This window comes from Klebsiella sp. K4 (assembly GCF_014596785.2).
Classification (GTDB): Bacteria; Pseudomonadota; Gammaproteobacteria; order Enterobacterales; family Enterobacteriaceae; genus Klebsiella; species Klebsiella pneumoniae.
The window spans coordinates 5293670-5315652 of sequence record NZ_CP115021.1 but is presented as its reverse complement, the minus strand read 5'-3'; the positions used below and the strand labels follow the sequence as shown (position 1 = coordinate 5315652).

Sequence of the window (21983 nt, the reverse complement as noted above, 5' to 3'; positions counted from 1 at the left end):
GGCGGACTCCACTCGAACATAAAATCGATATCAAAGAAAAACTGAAACAATCGTGATTGTTGGCACACGTCGACAAGACCCTGCATTAGCCGAAAAGCCCCTGCACAAAAGGGGTGACGTGCGAACCGCTATCTGCGGTTATTACCCGCTGCGGATCCGGGGATCGCGATCGGGACCGGGGATCATAGCCTAAACTGAGAAAGAGATCTTGTGTTTCTCAACAGATTCTTCCCGATTTATCCACAGGAAGGATCGAAACCGGGTAAGTGTAATCGATCCTGCGGGGAGTGAAGCACGATTTCCGCCGCATATTGGAAAAATTAATGAGCTATGCCGCTTTTGGGCGGAAACGATCTAATAAAGATCCTTGTGGATCCTTGCGCTTTACTGGCCAGGCCGTATAATCCCCCACCCGGCGCGTAATGCCCGTTTTCGTCACGCGTCTCAGCTTATTTTTTGTGCGACGAGGTGCGAGAAATAAGGAAAGAGAATTGACTCCGGAGTGTACAATTATTACAATCCGGCCTCTTTAATCACCCACGCTGAGGCGTAAGTCGTTCGAAGTTCGTTCGGGTCTACGCAAAAGTCAGTGAATTTATTCAAGTTTAGGTAGAAATCGCCATGAAACGCACTTTTCAACCGTCTGTACTGAAGCGCAACCGTTCTCACGGCTTCCGTGCTCGTATGGCTACTAAAAATGGTCGTCAGGTTCTGGCACGTCGTCGTGCTAAAGGCCGCGCTCGTCTGACCGTTTCCAAGTAATAAAGCTAACCCTGCGTGGTTAAGCTCGCATTTCCCAGGGAGTTACGCTTGTTAACTCCCAGTCATTTCACTTTCGTCTTCCAGCAGCCACAACGGGCTGGCACGCCGCAAATCACCATCCTCGGCCGCCTGAATTCGCTGGGGCATCCCCGCATCGGTCTCACCGTCGCCAAGAAAAACGTGAAACGCGCACATGAACGCAATCGGATTAAACGTCTGACGCGTGAAAGTTTTCGTTTGCGTCAACATGAACTCCCGCCAATGGATTTCGTGGTGGTGGCGAAAAGAGGGGTTGCCGACCTCGATAACCGTGCTCTCTCGGAAGCGTTGGAAAAATTATGGCGCCGCCATTGTCGCCTGGCTCGCGGGTCCTGATCGGCCTGATTCGAGTTTATCAGCGCCTGATTAGTCCGCTACTCGGGCCGCATTGTCGTTTCACCCCAACCTGTTCTCAATACGGAATTGAGGCCTTACGCAGGTTTGGAGTGATAAAAGGCAGTTGGTTGACGATGAAACGCGTATTAAAATGCCACCCTTTACACCCTGGTGGTGACGATCCCGTCCCGCCTGGACCATTTGATACCAGAGAACACTAACGATGGATTCGCAACGCAATCTTCTTATCATCGCTTTGTTGTTCGTGTCTTTCATGATCTGGCAAGCCTGGGAGCAGGACAAAAATCCGCAGCCCCAGCAGCAGACCACGCAGACTACGACCACAGCAGCGGGTAGCGCCGCCGACCAGGGCGTACCGGCCAGTGGCCAGGGGAAACTGATTACGGTTAAAACCGACGTGCTTGAGCTGACTATCAACACCAACGGTGGCGATATTGAGCAGGCGCTGCTTCTGGCGTATCCCAAAACGCTGAAATCGACCGAACCGTTCCAGTTACTGGAAACCACGCCGCAGTTTGTCTACCAGGCGCAGAGCGGCTTAACCGGCCGTGACGGTCCGGATAACCCGGCAAACGGCCCGCGTCCGCTGTACAACGTCGATAAAGAGGCGTTTGTGTTGGCCGATGGCCAGGATGAGCTCGTTATCCCGCTGACCTACACTGACAAAGCCGGCAACGTCTTCACCAAAACCTTCACCCTGAAGCGCGGTGGCTATGCGGTGAACGTGGGTTACAGCGTGCAGAATGCCAGCGAGAAGCCTCTGGAAGTCTCGACCTTCGGTCAGCTGAAGCAGACCGCTGCGCTGCCGACCAGTCGCGATACGCAGACCGGTGGCCTGTCCACGATGCATACTTTCCGTGGCGCCGCGTTCTCCACTGCGGATTCGAAATACGAAAAATATAAATTCGATACCATTCTGGATAACGAAAACCTGAACGTCAGCACCAAAAACGGTTGGGTTGCCATGCTGCAGCAGTACTTCACCACCGCATGGGTGCCGCGGAATAACGGGACGAATAACTTCTACACCGCCAACCTCGGCAACGGCGTTGTCGCTATTGGCTACAAATCGCAGCCGGTACTGGTGCAGCCAGGCCAGACCGACAAACTGCAGAGCACGCTGTGGGTCGGCCCGGCTATTCAGGACAAAATGGCTGCCGTTGCGCCGCACCTGGATCTGACCGTCGACTACGGCTGGCTGTGGTTCATCTCCCAACCGCTGTTCAAGCTGCTGAAATTCATCCACAGCTTCCTCGGCAACTGGGGCTTCTCGATCATCGTTATCACCTTTATCGTTCGTGGCATCATGTACCCGCTGACCAAAGCGCAGTACACCTCCATGGCGAAGATGCGCATGCTGCAGCCGAAGATTCAGGCCATGCGTGAGCGTCTGGGCGACGATAAACAACGTCAAAGCCAGGAGATGATGGCGCTGTATAAAGCGGAAAAAGTAAACCCGCTGGGCGGCTGCTTCCCGCTGATTATTCAGATGCCGATCTTCCTTGCGCTGTATTACATGCTGAGCGCCTCGGTTGAACTGCGTCATGCGCCGTTTATCCTGTGGATCCACGACCTGTCTGCTCAGGACCCGTACTACATCCTGCCGATCATCATGGGCGCGACCATGTTCTTCATCCAGAAGATGTCGCCGACCACCGTGACCGACCCGATGCAGCAGAAGATCATGACCTTTATGCCGGTCATCTTCACGGTGTTCTTCCTGTGGTTCCCGTCTGGCCTGGTGGTGTACTACATCGTCAGCAACCTGGTCACCATTATTCAGCAGCAGCTGATTTACCGTGGTCTGGAGAAACGTGGCCTGCATAGCCGCGAGAAGAAGAAATCCTGATACTCTTCATTCTTCAAGCCGCAGATGCGTTGGCTTCATTAGTTCGCCCCAGTCACTTACTACAGTAAGCTCCTGGGGCCTCACTAACTTGCCGCCTTTCTGCAACTTGAATTATTTCGAGTATCTACGGTAGCGTTAATGCCAGAGAAGGCGGTCAATGGACCGCCTTTTTTACATCTACATAGAGAGTCACCATGAGCCATAACGACACTATCGTCGCCCAGGCAACCCCTCCGGGACGCGGGGGTGTGGGCATCCTGCGTATCTCCGGCCTTAAGGCGCGCGACGTCGCGCAGGCGGTGCTGGGCAAGCTGCCGAAGCCGCGCTATGCCGACTACCTGCCGTTCAACGACGTTGACGGTACCCCGCTGGATCAGGGGATTGCGCTGTGGTTCCCCGGGCCGAACTCCTTTACCGGGGAAGATGTGCTTGAGCTGCAGGGCCACGGCGGCCCGGTCATTCTCGACCTGCTGCTTAAACGTATTCTGACCCTGCCGGGCCTGCGCATCGCCAGGCCGGGTGAGTTTTCCGAGCGCGCGTTCCTCAACGACAAGCTCGATCTGGCGCAGGCAGAGGCCATCGCCGACCTTATCGACGCCAGTTCAGAGCAGGCGGCGCGCTCGGCGCTGAATTCGCTGCAGGGGGCGTTCTCCGCGCGGGTAAATCATCTTGTGGAAGCGCTCACTCACCTGCGCATCTACGTGGAAGCGGCCATTGACTTCCCGGATGAAGAAATCGATTTCCTCTCCGACGGCAAAATTGAAGCCCAGCTGAACGAGGTGATGGCCGATCTCGACGCCGTCCGCGCGGAAGCTCGTCAGGGCAGCCTGCTGCGCGAAGGGATGAAAGTGGTGATCGCCGGGCGGCCAAATGCCGGTAAATCAAGCCTGCTGAACGCCCTGGCGGGCCGCGAAGCGGCGATCGTCACCGATATCGCCGGTACCACCCGCGACGTGCTACGCGAGCATATCCATATCGACGGCATGCCGCTGCATATCATCGATACCGCAGGCCTGCGCGATGCTAATGACGAAGTGGAACGTATCGGCATCGAGCGCGCCTGGCAGGAGATTGCCCAGGCCGATCGGGTGCTGTTTATGGTCGACGGCACCACCACCAGCGCCGTTGACCCGGCGGAGATCTGGCCAGACTTTATCGAGCGCCTGCCCGCTAAACTGCCGATTACCGTGGTGCGCAATAAAGCCGATGTCACCGGCGAAGCGCTCGGTATCAGCGAAGTAAATGGCCACTCACTTATTCGCCTGTCGGCACGTACCGGCGAAGGCGTGGAGGTGCTACGTAACCACCTCAAGCAGAGCATGGGCTTCGATACCAATATGGAAGGCGGCTTCCTCGCCCGCCGCCGTCACCTGCAGGCCCTGGAAGAGGCGGCGAACCATCTGCAGCAAGGCAAAGCCCAGCTGCTGGGCGCCTGGGCCGGCGAGCTGCTGGCGGAAGAGCTGCGCCTCGCGCAGCAGGCGCTGAGCGAGATCACCGGGGAGTTCACTTCCGACGATCTGCTGGGCCGCATCTTCTCCAGCTTCTGTATCGGCAAATAACGTTTAGTCCGTAAACGTTCACTCACCCGCATTAACGCCGCGTTAATGCGGGTTTTTTCTTGCCCTTTGCGGCGCAACGTTCTCTACTTTTATCTCCCCCTCTGCCGCGAGACTAAAACATGACCGTTGAATATACCGTGATCGAGAAGGTGCCCTCCGCCGAAGCGTTTTGCCACCTGCGGGTAGCCGCCGGCATGTCGCCGCGCCCCCTGGAAGGCGCCAGAGCCGGACTGCCGCATAGCTGTTATGGCGTACAAATCCTCTGGCAGGAGACGCCGATCGCGATGGGACGCATCGTCGGCGACGGCGCGATTAATTTCGATATTGTCGACGTCGCCGTCGATCCGGCTCACCAGGGAAAAGGCCTTGGCCGGCTGGTGATGGAGAAGCTGGTCGCCTGGCTGGACGCTAACGCCTTTGATGGCGCCTACGTTACGCTGGTGGCGGATGTGCCGGAACTGTACGCGAAGTTCGGCTTCGAAAGCGTTCGCCCGGAGAGCGAGGGGATGGCCCGCGTCTGGCGAACCCGCAGTCGTTAGCTCGCATTTCCTGCCAGGAAAAGAGCGTTGTCCAAATGGCAACTCGTCTTACGGCGCGTTCCTCACTATGCTGAACGCCATTCACATCGCGAGGATCCCATGACACGCTTTCTTCTCTGCAGCTTTGCCCTGGTTCTGCTCTACCCCTCCGGCATCGATATGTATCTGGTCGGCCTGCCGCGTATTGCTCAGGACCTGGGGGCCAGCGAGGCGCAATTACATATCGCCTTCTCGGTCTATCTGGCCGGTATGGCCTCCGCGATGCTGTTTGCTGGCCGCATCGCCGACCGCTCGGGGCGTAAGCCTGTCGCTATTGTAGGTGCAGCGATCTTTGTTATCGCCTCCCTGCTCTGCGCCCAGGCGCATACCAGCAGCCACTTCCTCATCGGACGCTTTATCCAGGGGATCGGCGCCGGCAGCTGCTACGTGGTGGCTTTCGCTATCCTGCGCGATACGCTGGACGACCGTCGCCGCGCCAAGGTGCTGTCGTTGCTCAACGGCATCACCTGCATTATCCCCGTCCTGGCGCCGGTGCTTGGCCACCTGATTATGCTGAAATATCCGTGGCAGAGCCTGTTCTACACGATGACCGGCATGGGCGTCATGGTCGCTGTGCTGTCGGTCTTTATCCTGCGTGAAACGCGGCCGACGGCGCCTCCGCAGGCAGCGTCACCGCAGCATGACGCTGGCGAATCGCTGTTGAACCGCTTTTTCCTCAGCCGCTTACTCATTACCACCCTCAGCGTGACGGTGATCCTGACCTACGTTAACGTCTCGCCGGTACTAATGATGGAAGAGATGGGGTTCGACCGGGGAACTTACTCAATGGCGATGGCTCTGATGGCGATGATCAGCATGGCGGTCTCCTTCTCAACGCCGTTCGTCCTGTCGCTGTTTAACCCCCGCACCTTAATGCTGACCTCACAGGTGCTGTTTCTGGCGGCAGGCGTGACGCTGAGCCTCGCCACTCGCCAGGCCGTCACCCTGATCGGGCTGGGCATGATTTGCGCCGGCTTCTCCGTTGGGTTCGGCGTCGCGATGAGCCAGGCGCTGGGGCCGTTCACGCTGCGCGCGGGCGTCGCCAGCTCGGTCCTCGGTATCGCGCAGGTGTGCGGTTCATCGCTGTGGATTTGGCTCGCCGCCATCATCGGACTCAGCGCAATGAATATGCTGATCGGGATACTCATTGCCTGTAGCATAGTGAGCCTTGTTTTGTTACTGGTCGTCACCCCGCCGCGGGTTGCGCAATACGATGAAGAAGCCGCTGTCGAGTCTTGATCTTAATTTACTCCTCAGCCTGCAGCTCCTGACCCAGGAGCTCAGCGTTACCCGTACGGCGAAGCGGATGAACGTTTCGCCGTCAGCGGTGAGCAAGTCGCTGGCCAAACTGCGCGCCTGGTTTGACGATCCGCTGTTTGTGAAAACCCCGCTGGGCCTGGCGCCCACGCCGCTGGTCAGCAGCATGGAGCAGGATCTGGCGGACTGGATGCAGATGGGCAACCAAATCCTCGATAAACCGCACCATACCATGCCCAGCGGCCTCAAATTCGAACTGGCGGCGGAAGCGCCGCTGCTGATGATCCTGTTTAACACCCTCTCTCAGCGCATCTATCAGCGCTATCCGCAGGCATTGATTCGTTTGCGCAACTGGGACTACGACTCCCTGGACGCCATCATCCGCGGTGAGGTGGATATCGGCTTCTGCGGACGCGAAAGCCATCCGCAGTCGCGTGAGCTGTTGAGCCTGCTGCCGTGGTATATCGATTTTGATGTACTGTTCACCGACCTGCCGCAGGTCTGGCTGCGCGCCGATCATCCGGCGCTCAGGGAAGAGTGGGATCTGGCGGCATTCTTACGCTATCCGCATATCACTATCTGCTGGGAACAACGCGATACCTGGGCCCTGGACGACGTGCTGCAGGAGCTGGGGTATAAGCGTAACGTGGCGCTGACCGTGCCGGGGTTTGAGCAATCACTTTTTATGGCCGCTCAGCCGCAGCACACCATGCTGGCCACCGCGCCGCGCTACTGTCAGCACTATAATCAGCAGCACCAGCTGCCGCTCGTCTCCCGGCCGCTCCCCCTGGAGGCGCAGCATCTGGAAAAGCTGCGCGTTCCCTTCACCCTGCTATGGCATAAGCGCAACAGCTACAACCCGAAGCTTGTCTGGCTTAGAGATACGCTGAAAGCGCTCTATTCCGGTACGCTTTAAGCCTTGTTTCGTGCCCATAGCACCTTATTTGCGCAAGAATTTGTAAAATTCAAACAAATTCCCTTTTCAATGGGGGATTTCGGCATTAAAACCTGTTAATACCAGGCGATAATAGCGCCCGCAGTTTTATCCAGACCATTACTCACGGAGCGACGTATGGCAACGCATTTTGCAAGAGGGATACTCAGTACCGGGGAGCCGCTATCGACACGTTTGTCAGCGGCCTGTCATCAATCCGCACGTCTTCTCCCGACATATCGCCAGGCTCGCTTTTGCGCGTCGCGCTCGCTGCTTGCCGAGCTGCTGTTTATGCTTTACGGCATCAGCGAGCTGCCTGAAATCATCAACGAAGCCAATGGCCGACCGGTTTTTAGCGATCGCCAACTCCCCCGCTTTTCGATCGCTTATACTGGCAATATCGTTGGTGTTGCCCTCACCACCGAGGGGGATTGTGGCCTCGACATGGAACTGCAGCGCACTGTCCGCAGCCACGACGCCGACCGGCATAATTTCAGCAACAATGAGAATCTGTGGATTAACATACAGCATGACCCGGACGAAGCGCGCAGCCAGCTGGTAGCGCTGCGCCGCAGCGTGCTAAAGCTGACCGGCGAAGCATCAACGCAGCTGCAGCTGCTGCCCGGCTCTGGCCGCCTGCGCACCGCCGGCAGTCAGCCAATCGAAGCGGTATGTGACGCCGAATCGCTGCTGGTATGGTCCATTGCCGCTACCCCGAACATCGGCTCGCTGAAGGTCTGGGAATATGATGCTAAGGGAGGTGACTGGCGCAGCCTGGCGGATGCGCAGCAGCGCGCACGCGAACCGTCAGCCCGCCTGATGCGCTTTACCAGCTTACCCATGGAAAAAACCTTATCCCTCAATTGACCGGTCTTGCCGGCATCATGATCCAAAGGAGCAATCATGTCAGATACCTTGAAAGTGGTTACGTTACTCGGCAGCCTGCGTAAAGGGTCGTTTAATGGAATGGTCGCGCGCACCCTGCCCGGCATCGCGCCAGCGGGCATGGATATCTCCGCGCTGCCGTCGATCGGTGATATCCCGCTGTACGATGCTGATATGCAGGAGGAAGAAGGTTTTCCGCAGCGCGTGCAGGAGATTGCGCAACAGATCCGCGAGGCGGATGGGGTAGTGATAGTCACTCCAGAATATAACTATTCCGTGCCTGGCGGCCTGAAAAACGCCATCGACTGGCTGTCACGCCTGCCCGAGCAGCCGCTGTCCGGCAAACCGGTACTGATTCAGACCAGCTCAATGGGCGCCATCGGCGGTGCGCGCTGCCAGTATCATCTGCGGCAGATTCTGGTCTTCCTTGATGCGATGGTAATGAATAAACCGGAATTTATGGGCGGCGTCATCCAGAACAAAGTGGATCCGCAGGCGGGTGAAGTGGTCGATCAAAGCACACTCGACCATCTGCGCGGCCAACTGACCGCTTTCGGCGACTATATTCGGCGGGTTAAAGCATAAAAAAAGCCCGGCAGCGATGCCGGGCTTTTTCATCATGCGTGCGGATTAATGTGCATCGATAAAGACAATTTTCAGCACGAACAGCAGCGAAACGATAATCACGCACGGGCTGAGCTCGCGCAGCCGGCCGGTACCGATCTTCATCACGCAGTAAGAGATAAAGCCCAGGGCGATACCTTCGGTGATCGAGAAGCTAAACGGCATCATCACTGCGGTGATGAACGCAGGCACCGCCTCGGTCAGGTCGCTCCACTTCACGCGCGCGAGGCTGGAGGTCATCAGCACGCCAACGTATATCAGCGCGCCCGCGGCGGCATAGCCAGGAACCATCCCCGCCAGCGGAGAGAGGAAAATAACCAGCAGGAACAGGATACCAACGACAACGGCGGTCAGGCCGGTACGCCCGCCCACGGAAACGCCGGAAGAAGATTCGATATAGGCCGTCACCGACGAGGTACCGATGAAGGAGCCCGCCACCGACGAGACGCTATCGACAAACAGCGCCTGCTTCATGCGCGGGAATTTACCGTTGGCATCCGCGAGACCCGCTTTATCCGTCACGCCAATCAGCGTCCCGGAGGAGTCAAACAGGTTGACCAGCATAAAGGAGAAGATCACGCCGGCCAGGCCCAGGTTCAGGGAGCCCGCCAGATCGACCTGACCAATCACCGAAGCCACGCTCGGCGGCGCCGAGACGATCCCGGTGTAATGCACGTCGCCCAGCATCCAGCCCAGCAGGGTGGTCACAACGATAGAGACCAGTACCGCGGCGTGAATGTTGCGCGACGCCAGAATCGCGATGATAAAGAAGCCCAGCACGCCCAGCAGTACGCTGTGGGAAGTCAAATGACCAATGCTGACCAGCGTTTCCGGATTGGCGACAATCACCCCGGCGTTTTTCAGGCCCATCATGCCGATAAACAGGCCGATACCGCTGGTGATACCTACACGCAGGCTAAGCGGAATATTGGCGATCATCCAGTAACGTACGCGGAAGATGGTCAGCAGCAGCAGGCCCACGGCGCCCCAGAAGATGGCGCCCATGCCCACCTGCCACGGCAGCCCCATCGCCTGCACCACCACAAAGGCGAAAAAGGCGTTCAGGCCCATCGCCGGCGCCAGGGCGACCGGCAGGTTCGCGAACAGACCCATCAGGATACTGCCGAAAGCGGCAATCAGACAGGTGGTCACAAACACGGCGCTGGTATCCATGCCCGCTACGCCAAGAATTTGTGGGTTAACAAAAACGATATACACCATCGTCAGGAACGTGGTGAAACCGGCGATGGCTTCGGTGCGCACCGTGGTGCCGTGCTCGCGCAGCTTAAATACGCGCTCCAGCAGACCCTGGCCAGAAGACTGGCTGGTTTGTTGTTGACTCATTATCGGTTTCCGAACGTAAGGAGGGAAAATTCGAGGCTATCCTATACCAAATTACGGCACCAGGCGCGGTTGTATGGTAATTTTTTTCATTTATTTTGCTTATACGGCAACGATTGCGTCGCGGCATTGAGCATTACGAAAACGTTAAACTTGTTAATATGGAAAGGCTATGACTCAACCAGAAGCAGTATTTTTTGACTGTGACGGCACGCTGGTCGACAGCGAGGTGATTTGCTCCCGCGCCTACGTTCACATGTTTCAGGAATTCGGCATTACGCTGGACCTCGCCGAGATTTTTAAGCGCTTCAAAGGTGTGAAGCTGTACGAAATTATCGACACCATCAACGCTGAGTATGGCGTTAATCTGCAAAAGGCCACCCTGGAGCCGATTTACCGGGCGGAGGTCGCTCGCCTGTTCGATAGCGAGCTGGAGGTGATTCCCGGAGCCCAGGCGCTGCTGGATGCGGTAAGCGTCCCGATGTGCGTGGTTTCCAATGGCCCAGTCAGTAAGATGCAGCACTCGCTCGGACGCACCGGCCTGCTGCGCCATTTCACTGACCGCTTGTACAGCGGCTACGATATTCAGCGCTGGAAGCCCGACCCGGCGCTGATGTTTCATGCGGCAGAGGCCATGCAGGTAAAAGCCGAAAACTGTATTCTGGTGGATGACTCCAGCGCCGGCGCTCAGTCGGGGATTGCCGCCGGCATGGAAGTGTTTTATTTCTGCGCCGATCCGCACAACCAGCCGATCGATCATCCCAAAGTGACGACCTTTACCGATCTGGCAGAGCTGCCGGCATTGTGGCAGGCGCGCGGCTGGGATATCACGCGTTAAGGGCCTGGTGAGCGGCACGTTGGCATCGATGCCCCCCCGCTATGCATCTGCGTAAGCGGGGAATAGAACTAGCGGCTTTTTATTGCTGCAATTCCGCCGCCGCCGCTTTATCGGCAATAATCACCAGTGAAGGGTGCAATTTGAGCACTGAAGCCGGCACCTGCACGCTGACCGGACCTTCCACCACTTGCTTTAACGCGTGCGCTTTTGCCGCACCGCTGACAATTAGCAATAAATTTTTCGCCGCCATCACGCTTCTCGGCCCCATGGTGACATAGCTGTTTGATACTGCCGAGATATCCCCGCCCATCTCGCTGTTAGCGATAAGAGCAATCATTTCCCCATGAATCGGCACTTCGACCGTCTGATCATGAAAGCGGGTGGTATTCGGCAGGTTGCCGCAAAAATGGCCGTCGGCCCCCAGCCCCAGCACCATCAGATCCAGACCGCCAGCCTCTTCCAGCTGGCGATCGTGCTGAGCGGCGTTGTCCAGCGTCAGCTTGTGAATGTTCTCTTCTTTGATCTGCGCCGGGGTAAAAAACAGCTGGCGCAAATTAGATATCGTGACGCCTTCTCGCGACTGGCCGCGAAAAGGGATCTCATCGAAGTTGTAATAGTGCACCCGATCATAGAATGCTTTGCCTTTCACGGCGGCGGTCAAATGCTCATACATCCGCTTTGGCGTGCTCCCCGCCGTCACCGCCAGATTCACCCGCCGCGGCACCGTGATATAGCCCAGAACATGATGGCTGGCGACCAGGCTCATCTCTTCATAATCTTCGGTCACAATCATTTTCATCTTGTCGTCCTTCACAAGCACAAAACGGGGGCTGAAGGCCCCCTAAAGGTTATTTAAACAGTTTTTGCACAAACTCGGCGTAGGCCGGGCGCCAGACGTCCATTTCATGGTTCAGGCCGGGATACTGGTGGTAATCAAATTTAATCTGCTGTTTTTCCAGCTCGCTTTTCAGACCAGCAATGTCTTTACCGGTCACAGAATCTTTTTCCCCGACGACCACGGTAAAGTTACGCAGCTGCTTATTGATCGCGTCAGGCTGCTTCAGCTGCGCTTCCACGCCGGCATTCGGCACCGTGGTAGTCGTAACGCCGCTAAAGGTGGCGAGCCAGCCAAAGCTCTCCAGATGATTCATTCCGGAAACCAGCGCCTGATAACCGCCCTGCGAGAGGCCCGCCAGCGCCCGACCGTCGGCATCTTTACGCACGTTAAATCGGGCATCGATCAGCGGAATAATATCCTGCATGAGCTCTTTATCCGCCGCCTGCGCATTAAGTGGATAGAAGGTTTTGCGCCGCTCCTGCGGCGGGAAGTTTTCCGCGACCGCTTCCGGGATATCGGTTTCGGTATCCGGGACCACCACCAGCATCGGCTTAATCTTGCCCTCCGCCAGCAGGTTATCCATGATTTGCGGGATCCGCCCCTGATCGATGGCCGACAGGCCGCTGTCGCCAAAGCCATGATAGAAATAGAGCACCGGCAGCGGATCGCCGGTTCCGCTATAGCCCGGCGGCGTCCAGACATAGAGACGACGTTCGGCGTTCAGAGCCTTCGAGTGATAGGTGAGGGTGCGCAGATCGCCATGCGCAACCTCCCGATCGTCAAGAATACTGCCCGGCACCAGAATCAAACTGGTGTTCACCTGGCGCTGCGGCTTCTGATAGCGGCTGCCGGTATCTACCGAGCGGAAGCCATCCACATCGAAATAGTATTCATAGAGATTGGGCTTCATCGGCTCGCTTTTCCATGTCCAGACTCCGTCCGCTGCTTTGGTCATGTCGTGCGAGACAAAGGAGTCCGGCGTGGCGCCAGTCACTATCGAGACCCGCCGGGCATCAGGGGCAAACAAGCGGTAAGTGATACTCTTATCCGCGTTAACCTGGGTGATAAAGTGGCTCACCGGCAGGCTTGGGTCCGGCATCGCGGGTAATGGCGCCGCCTGGAGGGTAAACGCCGCGCCCGCCAGCGCCAGGGCGAAATAAATTGCATGTCGTTTCATCGTTGTTCCTCTTTCGTTGTGTCCGTTCAGTTATCGTCTCACCACCAGATTTCCGCCTGCGCCCCCACGGCAAACTGATCGTTCTTCCCGTCTTCAAAAATGCTGGTGGTATTATTCGCGGCCTTATCCAGGTCAATATCCTTCGCTTTAATATAGGTGGCATAGAAACGAATTTCCGGGCGCGAGGTCAGCATACTGGTATTGACTTTGAAGGTATGGAACAGCGTGGTCTTGTAGCCGGACTCGTTATATTTCTTGCCGGTAACATCTTTGTTTTGCTGTTTGAAGTACCCCAGCTCGACGCCGGTCTGGTTATATTTATCCCAGATATAAGCCGGTCGCAGAACCGTACGGATAGATTCAAAATCGGAGTGGGCCCCGGTTTCGTAGCTATAGACGTCGTTACCAAAAGAGTAGACGATGGCATTCGCCATAATAACGTCATCGCGTAAATAGGTTTCCCCCTGCGAGGTTAAGCGCACGGCGGTGCCATTGGTATGATCGCCATAATAGCGGCCATTAAAGGTGGTATAAGGGCTGGATCCGGCATAGCGTGAGAAGCTGCTGGCAATAGAGTTATTGGCCAGTAAGAAAGAGAATTCGTTAAAGCCGCCGTTAGCAAATTTCTGCGTTAACGAGGTACCAGCCATCCAGGTATCTTTCCACGGATAATAACCTTCATTGCCCTCTTTATATTTCTCAGAGGAACTTTGGTTGGCGGCGACATAGCGTCCGCTAACCATCAGGCTGGCTTTATCCCACAGCGGAATCTCTTTGTAACGAACGTCCAGGGTGTTGGTGTTAATTTGCTGCTTATTGCTTAAAGAACGGTCATAATCATCGACATCTTCGCGAATCAACGCGATATCGAATTTCCCGGCGCCCACCTGCCAGTTTTCCAGCCCTACGCCGGCCGCCGCATCGGTTCTCTGCGTTTTCCAGTCCAGCATCTGGATTTCAATTTTTGGCGCCCCGTGTTTGCCGACCCAGAAATCGGCTTCCGGCGCAAACGGCAGGAACCCTTTGGTGTTAACATACATATCCGAGAATTGAATGTAGTTTTCGCCGCCGGCATTGTCACCAAACCAGCCAGTGGAATACTGCTGGCCGACGTTCCCGTCGAGCATCACGATGGCGTCGACGCGTTTATCGCCTTCCTGAAACACCCGCTGCTTCAGCTGCAGATCGAACCAGCCGGAATATTCATTGCCCAGGCGGCCAAGCGAACCGATCGCCCATGATTTTGGCGAGCCGTGCGAGGCGGTCCCCCAGCCGGAACGGAAGTAGCCGTTATAGCTAAAGCCAATTTCATCTTTCACGAACTTGCTAAAGTCTTTCAGCGTCATCGCGCTGTAGGCTGGCGCGCCATCGGTGACAGGTTGTTGATTTTTAACCAGCACCGCATCCGGTTTAACCGCCGTTTTCGGCCCGGCGGTCGCCCCCCCGGTCTTGCGCTTCTGACCTTCCGCAGGAGGAGACCATGAGGCCCAAATCTGGTCTCTTTTTCTTTCCTGGTCCTGATATTTTTTGAGCTCTTTTTGCGTGTCTTTGAGCGCTTTTTCCAGCAGCTCAAGCCGTTGTTCCACCGTCAGCTGGCTCGCTAGCAGATTAGTTGAATAACAAAGTGGCGCCAGCAAGACTATCGCCGAAGCGATCCTGTTTTTTCTCATCATAATATTCCCTTATATAATCATTGGCGTAAATAAAACACGACAACAACCCTATTCCGTGCCGGTGCTAATAGCCGTATCCATACCGTTTGACGTCGCGGCGGCTGTTATTTTTGCGGTTAGACAAAAACAAAAAAACCTGAAGAAGACCATCTGCCTTGGCAGATAATCCTCTTCAGGTTTTGCCCGCGCATCGCGGTAGCAACCCTCATTCAGCCATTATTGGCCCGCATAAAACAAAAAACCTGATATCGCCCCCAGGAGCAATATCAGGTTTTGCCTGCTGTCGCAGTCACAATCCGTTTAAACCATCCTGAGCGTTAAAACTCAGTGAGTGGCAGCTGATTGTTACGCGATAAAATGAATAACTCAAACGGGCAGATTGTTAATTGTGACGATAATCTCAGCAATCTCGCTGCCGCGGGGTAAAACATATCTAATTCTGATAAATCCATTTACCAGAATTAGACAGAATGATTATTACTCTTTCGGATCTTTGCCAGCGAGCAGTTTATCCAGCTCATCGCCGCCAACGTGACGGAAATCCTGACCTTTGACGAAGTAGAAAATATATTCGCAGATATTCTGGCAGCGGTCGCCGATACGCTCGATGGAGCGCGCGCAGAACAGCGCGGTCAGGACGCTGGGGATAGTGCGCGAGTCTTCCATCATGTAGGTCATCAGCTGACGCACGATGCCTTCATACTCCTGGTCGACTTTCTTATCTTCGCGATAGATACGTACCGCTTCGTCGAGATCCATACGCGCAAACGCATCCAGTACGTCATGCAGCATCTGTACCGTGTGGCGGCCCAGCGATTCGAGGCTCACCAGCAGCGGCTGGTGCTGCTGGGAAAACTTCTCCAGCGCGGTGCGGCAGATTTTATCCGCCACGTCGCCAATGCGTTCCAGCTCAGCAATAGTCTTGATGATCGCCATCACCAGGCGCAGGTCGCTGGCGGTCGGCTGGCGCTTGGCGATGATGCGCACGCACGCTTCATCGATAGCCACTTCCATCATGTTGACCTGCTTGTCGCCGTCGATGACGCGTTTCGCCAGATCGCTGTCCTGGTTATGCATGGCGGTGATGGCATCAGAGAGCTGCTGTTCCACCAGCCCACCCATGGTCATCACCTGGGTGCGGATATACTCCAGTTCAGCGTTGAACTGGCCGGAAATATGTTTGTTAAGATTTAGGTTGTCCATGGTGTCTCCTGATTGCCCAACTGGTGAGAGCCTGAAAGCACAAGGGCAAATCAACCGTAGCGGCCAGTAATATAATCTTCAGTTTGTTTCTTCGCGGGCTTAGTGAACAGGTCATCCGTGTTGCTGAACTCAATCAGCTCGCCAAGATACATAAATGCCGTATGGTCGGAGCAACGCGCAGCCTGCTGCATGTTGTGAGTCACGATAACGACGGTGTAGTCCTGTTTCAGCTCGGTGATCAGCTCTTCGATACGCCCGGTGGAGATCGGGTCCAGCGCGGAGCACGGCTCATCAAGCAGCAGCACTTCCGGGCGGATCGCGATACCGCGGGCAATGCACAGACGCTGCTGCTGACCACCGGAGAGAGAATACCCGCTCTGGTGCAGTTTATCTTTGGTTTCATTCCATAATGCGGCTTTGGTCAGCGCCCACTGCACGCGCTCGTCCATATCGGCACGGGACAGCTTTTCAAACAGGCGCACGCCGAAGGCGATATTGTCGTATATGGACATCGGGAACGGCGTTGGTTTCTGGAACACCATGCCAACCTTAGCGCGCAGCAGGGCGATATCCTGGGTGTTAGTCAGAATGTTGTCGCCATCCAGCAGGATCTCACCTTCCGCGCGCTGCTCCGGATACAGTTCAAACATCTTGTTGAACGTGCGCAGCAGGGTGGATTTACCACAGCCTGACGGACCGATAAACGCCGTCACCTGGTTTTTGGTGATATCCAGGTTGATGTTCTTCAGGGCATGGAATTTGCCGTAGTAGAAGTTCAGGTTACGAACTGAAATCTTACCCGGAGCTGTATTCACCATACTCATCTCAATCTCTTCCTCATTCAGCGCAGCAGTTGCTGCGCTGCAAAAAATTAACCGTGTTTCTTCTTGGCGAAGATAACGCGCGCCAGGATGTTCAGCAGCAAGACGCACAGGGTGATAATCAATACCCCGGCCCATGCCAGTTGCTGCCACTCCGCAAACGGACTCATGGCAAATTTGAAAATGGTCACCGGCAGGTTGGCAATCGGCTGCATCATGTCGGTGCTCCAGAACTGGTTGGACAGCGCGGTGAACAGCAGCGGCGCCGTTTCCCCGGCGATACGGGCGATAGCCAGCAGGATCCCGGTCATAATCCCTGAGACGGAGGCTTTCAGGGTGATCGCCGAGATCATCTTCCACTTCGGCGTCCCCAGCGCATAGGCCGCTTCACGCAGGCTATCCGGCACCAGCTTCAGCATGTTTTCGGTGGTACGAATAACGATAGGCACCTGCAGCAGCGCCAGCGCGATAACGCCCGCCCAGCCCGAGAAGTGCTGCATCTGCGCCACCACAATGGTGTAGACGAACAGACCCACCACGATAGACGGCGCGGAAAGCAGAATGTCGTTGATAAAGCGGATGATTTCCGCCAGCACCGACTTGCGGCCATACTCCGCCAGATAAATTCCGGCGAGGATACCCAGCGGCGTACCAAATACGGTTGCCCACAGGATCAGCAGGCCGCTGCCGGCGAGGGCGTTAGCCAGTCCACCGCCCGCCGTATTCGGCGGCGGCGTCATTTCGGTGAACAGCGCCAGACTCATGCCGTCGAAACCGCGGGTTATCGTCGCCATCAGGATCCAGATAAGCCAGAACAAACCAAACGCCATGGTCGCCATCGACAGCGCCAGAGCGATACGGTTCTTCATGCGGCGTTTGGCCTGCATCTTGCGACGGGACTCCGCCAGTTCGGCGGTAGTTTGCAATTCAATGGTCGCCATTAGCGTGCCCCCTCATTCTTCGCGAGGCGCATAATCATAAACTTCGACGCGGCCAGAACGATAAAGGTGATAACGAACAGGATCAGGCCCAGCTCCATCAGCGCCGCCACGTGCAGGCCGGTTTCCGCTTCGGCGAACTCATTAGCCAGCGCGGAGGTAATACTGTTCCCCGGCATATACAACGAGATGCTGTCGAGCTGGTAGGTGTTGCCGATGATAAAGGTGACCGCCATGGTTTCACCCAGCGCGCGGCCCAGACCGAGCATCACCCCGCCGATCACCCCGTTTTTAGTGAACGGTAAAACGATGCGCCAGATCACCTCCCAGGTGGTGCAGCCGATGCCATAGGCCGACTCTTTCATCATCACCGGGGTCTGTTCGAAAACATCGCGCATGACCGCGGCGATGTAAGGGATGATCATGATGGCCAGAATGACGCCAGCGGCGAGAATACCGATACCAAAAGCCGGGCCGGCAAACAGCGCGCCGACGAACGGGATGGTCGACAGAACGTTGCCGACCGGCTCCTGGAAGTAAGTCGCAAACAGCGGGGCGAAAATAAACAGGCCCCACATGCCGTACACGATGCTCGGGATTGCCGCCAGCAGCTCAATCGCAATGCCCAGCGGACGCTTGAGCCAGGCGGGGGACAATTCTGTCAGAAACAGCGCGATGCCGAAGCTCACCGGAACGGCGATCAGCAGCGCGATAAAAGAGGTGACCAGGGTTCCGTAAATCGGGACCAGCGCGCCGAAGATCTCGTTAGGCGCATCCCACTCTTTGGTCCACAAAAAGGCAAAGCCAAACTTTTGAATGCTCGGCCAGGAAGAGATGATCAGGGAAACGATGATGCCGCCCAGCATCAATAGCACAATCAGCGCAGCCAGTTTTACCAGCGCACTGAAAATCATGTCACCCTTTTTCCCCGGAGGGGTAAATGCAGGCTTGGTTGCAGCCATAGATTACTCTTTACGTATTAAAACTTGTTCGAATAAATGCCCGGTGGCGTTGGCTCCCGGGCCTACAGTCTGAACCGTAGGGCGGGCAGCGCCTGAACGCCCCCGCCATCTTCGTCAAAAATCTACTGTTAGTACAGCGCTTTACCGCTGCTGTCTTTGACGTTGGTTTTCCATGCCGCGCGAACCTGCTCTACCACGCTTTCCGGCAGCGTCGCGTAATCCAGCGCATTCGCTTCTTTCCCGCCGTTTTTATACGCCCAGTCGAAGAACTTCAGCACTTCAGCGGTCTGTTCCGGCTTGTTCGTCGCCTTATGCACCAGGATGAAGGTGGTTGAGGTGATCGGCCATGCATTTTCGCCTTTCTGGTTGGTCAGGTCCTGAGCGAAAGACTTGCTCCAGTCAACGCCTTTTGCGGCGTTAGCGAAGTTGTCTTCAGTCGGGCTAACCGGCTTGCCGTCGGCAGAGACCAGTTTGGTGTAGGCCAGGTTGTTTTGCTTAGCGTAAGCGTATTCGACGTAACCAATCGAGCCCGGCAGACGCTGAACAAAGGCGGCGATACCATCGTTGCCTTTACCGCCCAGACCGGTTGGCCAGTTTACGGTAGAGCCGGCGCCGATTTTCGATTTCCACTCTTCATTCACTTTGGACAGGTAGCTGGTGAAAACGAATGAGGTACCTGAACCATCGGCGCGGCGGACCACGGCGATGTTCTGCGACGGCAGCTTCAGGCCCGGGTTGAGCTTAGCGATCGCTTCGTCATCCCATTTTTTAATTTTACCCAGGTAGATATCACCGAGGGTTTTGCCATCCAGCACCAGCTCGCCGGATTTCACGCCAGGCAGGTTAACCGCCAGTACCACGCCGCCAATCACAGTGGGGAACTGGAACAGACCTTCCTGGGTCAGTTTGTCATCAGCCAGCGGAGCATCAGAAGCACCGAAATCAACGGTGTTGGCAATAATCTGCTTAACGCCACCAGAGGAACCAATACCCTGGTAGTTCACTTTATTGCCGGTTTCTTTCTGATAGGTATCAGCCCATTTGGCATACACCGGCGCAGGGAAAGTTGCGCCTGCGCCAGTCAGGCTTGCTGCTGCGAAGGCAGAGAAAGCGCTCATCGATAAGGTCGCGGCGACAACTGTTGCGACGGTGGTACGCATAACGTTCATAATGTCTCCTGCTGGGATTCGTAAATCATTGTTTCGAGGCTATGGTGAGCAAAATAGGTCAAAGAGGTGACAGTAAAATGTACGAATTATGACAGTTTTATGACAGGCCGGGAGAGTGGATTTTACGCCAAATAATACGCTTATAACTCAGATGGTTATCTTTAATCATGACCGTGCAATGACAAAATAATTTTCTTTTTATGACGGCGAAATCGGACCGTAAAACGATCGTTTGTCATCTACCGCCAGCCAAAATATTGCGCACGTAATCGATGGAAAACAGCAGGTGCAAATAAAAAGGGCCGCCGTCGGCAGCCCTTTGCAGGATAGGATGCTTTACTCAACCGTTACCGATTTCGCCAGGTTACGCGGCTGGTCAACGTCAGTGCCTTTGATCAGCGCGACGTGATAAGCCAACAGCTGCAGCGGAACCGTATAGAAGATAGGGGCGATGGTCTCTTCCACATGCGGCATCTCAATGATGTGCATGTTATCGCTACCGTTGAAGCCGGCTTCACCGTCGGCGAAGACGTATAGTTCACCGCCGCGGGCACGAACCTCTTCGATGTTGGATTTCAGTTTTTCCAGCAGTTCGTTGTTCGGCGCCACCACGATCACCGGCATTTCCGCATCAATCAGCGCCAGTGGGCCGTGCTTAAGCTCGCCCGCCGCATAGGCTTCCGCGTGAATGTAGGAGATCTCTTTCAGCTTCAGCGCCCCTTCCATAGCGATCGGATACTGATCGCCACGGCCAAGGAACAGCGCATGGTGCTTATCAGAGAAGCGCTCTGCCAGCTGCTCAATACGCTTGTCCTGGGAGAGCATCTGCTCGATACGGTTCGGCAGAGCCTGAAGGCCGTGCACGATATCATGCTCGATAGACGCATCCTGACCTTTCAGTCGCGCCAGTTTCGCCACCAGCATCAACAGCACGGTTAGCTGAGTGGTAAAGGCTTTGGTCGAGGCCACGCCGATTTCCGTTCCGGCTTTGGTCATCAGCGCCAGATCGGACTCGCGCACCAGCGACGAGCCCGGCACGTTGCAGATGGCCAGCGAGCCGAGATAGCCCAGCTCTTTCGACAGACGCAGCGCCGCCAGGGTATCGGCAGTTTCACCGGACTGGGAGAGGGTGATCATCAGGCTATTGCGACGCACTGCGGACTTGCGATAGCGGAATTCGGAGGCGATTTCCACATCGCACGGGACGCCGGCTAACGCTTCGAACCAGTAGCGGGAAACCATCCCGGAGTTATAGGAAGTCCCGCAGGCAACTATCTGAATATGTTCAACCTGAGCCAGCATTTCATTGGCGTTCGGCCCCAGTTCGCTGAGATCCACTTCGCCATGGCTGATGCGCCCGGTCAGGGTGTTCTTAATCGCGTTCGGCTGCTCGAAAATCTCTTTCTGCATATAGTGGCGGTAGATACCTTTATCGCCAGCGTCATACTGCAGATTGGATTCGATCTCCTGGCGCTTCACTTGCGCAGCGGACTTATCAAAAATCACCACCGAACGGCGAGTCACTTCCGCGATATCGCCTTCTTCGAGGAAGATGAAGCGGCGGGTAACCGGCAGCAATGCCAGCTGGTCGGAGGCGATAAAGTTTTCACCCATCCCCAGGCCAATTACCAGCGGGCTACCGGAGCGGGCCGCCAGCAGAGTTCCCGGGTCACGGGTATCCATGATCACCGTACCGTAAGCGCCGCGCAGCTGCGGGATAGCGCGCAGGACGGCTTCACGCAAGGTACCGCCTTGTTCCAGCTCCCAGTGCACCAGATGGGCAATAACTTCGGTATCGGTCTCGGTGACGAAGACATAGCCGCGAGACTGCAGCAGGGCGCGCAGCGGCTCATGGTTTTCGATGATCCCGTTATGGACCACCACAATGTGTTCAGAAACATGCGGATGCGCATTGCTCTCAGACGGTTCGCCGTGCGTCGCCCAACGAGTATGGGCGATCCCGGTACCACCGTGTAACGGTTGCTCTTCTACCGCCTGAGCCAGCATCTGAACTTTACCCAGGCGACGCACGCGGGTCATATGACCTTCGCTGTCGACCACTGCCAGACCGGCAGAGTCATAGCCACGGTATTCCAGACGACGTAAACCTTCGAGAAGGATTTCAGCAATATCACGCTGCGCGACTGCGCCAACAATTCCACACATAGTTAAATTTCCT

At 56.0% G+C, this 21983-nt stretch carries 21 protein-coding genes; 11 read left to right on the top strand and 10 right to left on the bottom strand.

The window, feature by feature from the left end:
- The first annotated feature begins 621 nt into the window (after positions 1-621).
- From rpmH to IB144_RS26050, 10 genes are all read left to right on the top strand, one after another.
- Positions 622-762: a 50S ribosomal protein L34 gene (gene rpmH, locus IB144_RS26095; protein WP_000831330.1), complete on the top strand. Its 141-nt coding sequence runs from the start codon at positions 622-624 to the stop codon at positions 760-762.
- A 15-nt stretch (positions 763-777) separates the two neighbouring features.
- Positions 778-1137, top strand: coding sequence for a ribonuclease P protein component (gene rnpA / locus IB144_RS26090; RefSeq protein ID WP_004151535.1), 360 nt, complete (start codon positions 778-780; stop codon positions 1135-1137).
- Positions 1101-1358: a membrane protein insertion efficiency factor YidD gene (yidD, locus tag IB144_RS26085; RefSeq protein ID WP_004151536.1), complete on the top strand. Its 258-nt coding sequence runs from the start codon at positions 1101-1103 to the stop codon at positions 1356-1358. Before rnpA ends, yidD begins: the two co-directional genes overlap by 37 nt.
- Positions 1359-1360: 2 nt before the next feature.
- Complete coding sequence (yidC, locus tag IB144_RS26080) at positions 1361-3007, top strand: membrane protein insertase YidC (RefSeq protein ID WP_004150295.1); 1647 nt, start codon at positions 1361-1363, stop codon at positions 3005-3007.
- Positions 3008-3201: 194 nt separating this feature from the next.
- Positions 3202-4566 (top strand): tRNA uridine-5-carboxymethylaminomethyl(34) synthesis GTPase MnmE, encoded by a 1365-nt coding sequence (mnmE, locus tag IB144_RS26075; RefSeq protein WP_021313053.1) that lies wholly within the window; start codon positions 3202-3204, stop codon positions 4564-4566.
- A 119-nt stretch (positions 4567-4685) separates the two neighbouring features.
- The gene (locus IB144_RS26070) at positions 4686-5105 is read left to right on the top strand and encodes a GNAT family N-acetyltransferase (RefSeq protein WP_040215424.1); all 420 of its coding nucleotides are present in this window, start codon (positions 4686-4688) and stop codon (positions 5103-5105) included.
- A gap of 99 nt (positions 5106-5204) precedes the next feature.
- Positions 5205-6383 carry an MFS transporter gene (locus IB144_RS26065; RefSeq protein ID WP_014908135.1) on the top strand — a complete coding sequence of 393 codons (1179 nt, stop codon included), beginning with the start codon at positions 5205-5207 and terminating at the stop codon, positions 6381-6383.
- Positions 6358-7317, top strand: coding sequence for an HTH-type transcriptional regulator YidZ (yidZ, locus tag IB144_RS26060; RefSeq protein ID WP_149358921.1), 960 nt, complete (start codon positions 6358-6360; stop codon positions 7315-7317). Before IB144_RS26065 ends, yidZ begins: the two co-directional genes overlap by 26 nt.
- 309 nt (positions 7318-7626) lie before the next feature.
- A complete protein-coding gene (locus tag IB144_RS26055; protein WP_004145098.1) occupies positions 7627-8202 on the top strand; it encodes a hypothetical protein in 576 nt (191 codons plus the stop codon).
- A 36-nt stretch (positions 8203-8238) separates the two neighbouring features.
- Positions 8239-8805, top strand: coding sequence for an NADPH-dependent FMN reductase (locus IB144_RS26050; RefSeq protein ID WP_004151543.1), 567 nt, complete (start codon positions 8239-8241; stop codon positions 8803-8805).
- 45 nt (positions 8806-8850) lie between these two features.
- Here the strand turns inward: IB144_RS26050 and IB144_RS26045 are convergent, their stop codons facing one another.
- Positions 8851-10188 carry an NCS2 family permease gene (locus tag IB144_RS26045; RefSeq protein WP_004145100.1) on the bottom strand — a complete coding sequence of 446 codons (1338 nt, stop codon included), beginning with the start codon at positions 10186-10188 and terminating at the stop codon, positions 8851-8853.
- Between the two features lie 169 nt (positions 10189-10357).
- On the opposite strand from IB144_RS26045, the gene yieH reads away from it, so the two are divergent.
- Positions 10358-11023: a 6-phosphogluconate phosphatase gene (yieH, locus tag IB144_RS26040; protein WP_004145102.1), complete on the top strand. Its 666-nt coding sequence runs from the start codon at positions 10358-10360 to the stop codon at positions 11021-11023.
- A gap of 79 nt (positions 11024-11102) precedes the next feature.
- Here yieH and IB144_RS26035 read toward each other — a convergent pair whose 3' ends face one another.
- The 9 genes from IB144_RS26035 to glmS form a co-directional block, all read right to left on the bottom strand.
- Entirely contained in the window at positions 11103-11822 is a 720-nt protein-coding gene (locus tag IB144_RS26035; RefSeq protein WP_040215422.1) for a glucosamine-6-phosphate deaminase, read from the bottom strand.
- 49 nt (positions 11823-11871) lie between these two features.
- The gene (locus IB144_RS26030) at positions 11872-13038 is read right to left on the bottom strand and encodes an alpha/beta hydrolase-fold protein (protein ID WP_004145104.1); all 1167 of its coding nucleotides are present in this window, start codon (positions 13036-13038) and stop codon (positions 11872-11874) included.
- Positions 13039-13076: 38 nt separating this feature from the next.
- Positions 13077-14711, bottom strand: a complete 1635-nt coding sequence (locus tag IB144_RS26025; RefSeq protein WP_004150305.1) for a carbohydrate porin — start codon at positions 14709-14711, stop codon at positions 13077-13079.
- 477 nt (positions 14712-15188) lie between these two features.
- Positions 15189-15914, bottom strand: coding sequence for a phosphate signaling complex protein PhoU (gene phoU, locus IB144_RS26020; protein ID WP_004145007.1), 726 nt, complete (start codon positions 15912-15914; stop codon positions 15189-15191).
- Between the two features lie 50 nt (positions 15915-15964).
- Entirely contained in the window at positions 15965-16738 is a 774-nt protein-coding gene (gene pstB / locus IB144_RS26015) for a phosphate ABC transporter ATP-binding protein PstB (RefSeq protein ID WP_004145006.1), read from the bottom strand.
- A gap of 47 nt (positions 16739-16785) precedes the next feature.
- Positions 16786-17676, bottom strand: coding sequence for a phosphate ABC transporter permease PstA (gene pstA / locus IB144_RS26010; RefSeq protein WP_004151547.1), 891 nt, complete (start codon positions 17674-17676; stop codon positions 16786-16788).
- Entirely contained in the window at positions 17676-18635 is a 960-nt protein-coding gene (gene pstC, locus IB144_RS26005) for a phosphate ABC transporter permease PstC (RefSeq protein WP_004145004.1), read from the bottom strand. Before pstC ends, pstA begins: the two co-directional genes overlap by 1 nt.
- Positions 18636-18763: 128 nt before the next feature.
- Positions 18764-19804 (bottom strand): phosphate ABC transporter substrate-binding protein PstS, encoded by a 1041-nt coding sequence (pstS, locus tag IB144_RS26000; protein ID WP_004150308.1) that lies wholly within the window; start codon positions 19802-19804, stop codon positions 18764-18766.
- A 336-nt stretch (positions 19805-20140) separates the two neighbouring features.
- Complete coding sequence (gene glmS / locus IB144_RS25995; protein ID WP_004150309.1) at positions 20141-21970, bottom strand: glutamine--fructose-6-phosphate transaminase (isomerizing); 1830 nt, start codon at positions 21968-21970, stop codon at positions 20141-20143.
- Positions 21971-21983 lie beyond the last annotated feature (13 nt).

What these genes read in the sequence shown, in the direction of transcription:
- rpmH (WP_000831330.1), top strand. Translation starts at nt 622, where the DNA reads ATGAAACGCACTTTTCAACCGTCTGTACTGAAGCGCAACCGTTCTCAC.
- yidD (WP_004151536.1), top strand. Translation starts at nt 1,101, where the DNA reads ATGGCGCCGCCATTGTCGCCTGGCTCGCGGGTCCTGATCGGCCTGATT.
- yidC (WP_004150295.1), top strand. Translation starts at nt 1,361, where the DNA reads ATGGATTCGCAACGCAATCTTCTTATCATCGCTTTGTTGTTCGTGTCT.
- mnmE (WP_021313053.1), top strand. Translation starts at nt 3,202, where the DNA reads ATGAGCCATAACGACACTATCGTCGCCCAGGCAACCCCTCCGGGACGC.
- IB144_RS26070 (WP_040215424.1), top strand. Translation starts at nt 4,686, where the DNA reads ATGACCGTTGAATATACCGTGATCGAGAAGGTGCCCTCCGCCGAAGCG.
- IB144_RS26065 (WP_014908135.1), top strand. Translation starts at nt 5,205, where the DNA reads ATGACACGCTTTCTTCTCTGCAGCTTTGCCCTGGTTCTGCTCTACCCC.
- yidZ (WP_149358921.1), top strand. Translation starts at nt 6,358, where the DNA reads ATGAAGAAGCCGCTGTCGAGTCTTGATCTTAATTTACTCCTCAGCCTG.
- IB144_RS26055 (WP_004145098.1), top strand. Translation starts at nt 7,627, where the DNA reads ATGCTTTACGGCATCAGCGAGCTGCCTGAAATCATCAACGAAGCCAAT.
- IB144_RS26050 (WP_004151543.1), top strand. Translation starts at nt 8,239, where the DNA reads ATGTCAGATACCTTGAAAGTGGTTACGTTACTCGGCAGCCTGCGTAAA.
- IB144_RS26045 (WP_004145100.1), bottom strand. Translation starts at nt 10,188, where the DNA reads ATGAGTCAACAACAAACCAGCCAGTCTTCTGGCCAGGGTCTGCTGGAG.
- yieH (WP_004145102.1), top strand. Translation starts at nt 10,358, where the DNA reads ATGACTCAACCAGAAGCAGTATTTTTTGACTGTGACGGCACGCTGGTC.
- IB144_RS26035 (WP_040215422.1), bottom strand. Translation starts at nt 11,822, where the DNA reads ATGAAAATGATTGTGACCGAAGATTATGAAGAGATGAGCCTGGTCGCC.
- IB144_RS26030 (WP_004145104.1), bottom strand. Translation starts at nt 13,038, where the DNA reads ATGAAACGACATGCAATTTATTTCGCCCTGGCGCTGGCGGGCGCGGCG.
- IB144_RS26025 (WP_004150305.1), bottom strand. Translation starts at nt 14,711, where the DNA reads ATGATGAGAAAAAACAGGATCGCTTCGGCGATAGTCTTGCTGGCGCCA.
- phoU (WP_004145007.1), bottom strand. Translation starts at nt 15,914, where the DNA reads ATGGACAACCTAAATCTTAACAAACATATTTCCGGCCAGTTCAACGCT.
- pstB (WP_004145006.1), bottom strand. Translation starts at nt 16,738, where the DNA reads ATGAGTATGGTGAATACAGCTCCGGGTAAGATTTCAGTTCGTAACCTG.
- pstA (WP_004151547.1), bottom strand. Translation starts at nt 17,676, where the DNA reads ATGGCGACCATTGAATTGCAAACTACCGCCGAACTGGCGGAGTCCCGT.
- pstC (WP_004145004.1), bottom strand. Translation starts at nt 18,635, where the DNA reads ATGGCTGCAACCAAGCCTGCATTTACCCCTCCGGGGAAAAAGGGTGAC.
- pstS (WP_004150308.1), bottom strand. Translation starts at nt 19,804, where the DNA reads ATGAACGTTATGCGTACCACCGTCGCAACAGTTGTCGCCGCGACCTTA.
- glmS (WP_004150309.1), bottom strand. Translation starts at nt 21,970, where the DNA reads ATGTGTGGAATTGTTGGCGCAGTCGCGCAGCGTGATATTGCTGAAATC.